This is a genomic window from Alteromonas hispanica (assembly GCF_010500915.1).
GTDB lineage: Bacteria > Pseudomonadota > Gammaproteobacteria > Enterobacterales > Alteromonadaceae > Alteromonas > Alteromonas hispanica.
Window position 1 is genome coordinate 1 of record NZ_JAAAWP010000023.1, and the last position, 1,128, is coordinate 1,128.

At 43.1% G+C, this 1,128-nt stretch carries 2 tRNA genes and 2 rRNA genes; all 4 read left to right on the forward strand.

The features are described from left to right. Nucleotides 1-126, forward strand: a 16S ribosomal RNA gene (locus GTW09_RS17355); the annotation flags it as partial. Between the two features lie 80 nt (nucleotides 127-206). Further along, nucleotides 207-282 (forward strand) — tRNA-Ala (locus GTW09_RS17360). Nucleotides 283-409: 127 nt separating this feature from the next. Next, a tRNA-Ile gene (locus GTW09_RS17365) sits at nucleotides 410-486 on the forward strand. Between the two features lie 540 nt (nucleotides 487-1,026). Continuing rightward, nucleotides 1,027-1,128, forward strand: a 23S ribosomal RNA gene (locus GTW09_RS17370); the annotation flags it as partial.

Here is a 1,128-nt window from a genome sequence, read left to right on the forward strand (position 1 = left end):
GAGTGAGATGCAAAAGAAGTAGTTAGTTTAACCTTCGGGAGAACGATTACCACTTTGTGTTTCATGACTGGGGTGAAGTCGTAACAAGGTAACCCTAGGGGAACCTGGGGTTGGATCACCTCCTTACCAAAAACGTCGAAGGACGCCTTGATGCAGTGCCTACACAGATAGTCTTGTCTAGAATATAAAGAACGACACAAGTTTATGGGGCTATAGCTCAGCTGGGAGAGCGCCTGATTTGCATTCAGGAGGTCAGCAGTTCGATCCTGCTTAGCTCCACCACTCTTTACCGCAAACACTTACTTTGTAAGTGGTCGTGATAAGTAACTTATCGTCGATGTAAAATCGACTTGTTATTTATCTACTCGCTAAAGTGAAGAGATTAGTCGCTTAGGCGCGGATAAACTGAAGGCTTGTAGCTCAGCTGGTTAGAGCGCACCCCTGATAAGGGTGAGGTCGGCAGTTCAAGTCTGCCCAAGCCTACCATTTTCCTTCTTACTTGCGTTGCAAGTGGTCGTGAAAAATCGCTTTACCGGAAGTAGAGCTTTCTGACGATTTTGCTACTCGCTAAAGATGGTGGTAGACATACACATCGTTAGCGTATGTGTCGAGATGGACATCAAATCCTAATGAATATTTACTTATTTAAGTAAGCATTGATTAGGGTTTTTTACCCTAAGGGAGCATTTACGATACTTTAAAGAGTAATGTAATTCCTCCTTGCGCAAAAGTCATGACAAAAAGCATCATGATTTTGCACGATAGTTCTTTAACAATTTGGAAAGCTGATATTAATAGTAATCAATCAGAAGAGTAATTGAGAAGTCGAAAGACGCACTTTTTACTCTACTTGACTTGAATTGCTTGTTATCTAAGAGCGCTGAAAAGCGTGCCAATCGGCAAGCCGATTAGCAAGAAGATAGCAAGGCAATTCTTCCGATTAGCTTGTCATGCATACAACATTACCCTTGTCCGATTTCAAAAGGCGGACATGAGGCCGATACTCAAGGCTTTTTAGGGTTGTATGGTTAAGTGACGAAGCGTATACGGTGGATGCCTTGGCAGTTAGAGGCGATGAAGGACGTGTAAGTCTGCGAAAAGCTGTGGTGAGCCGACAAAATGCATTTG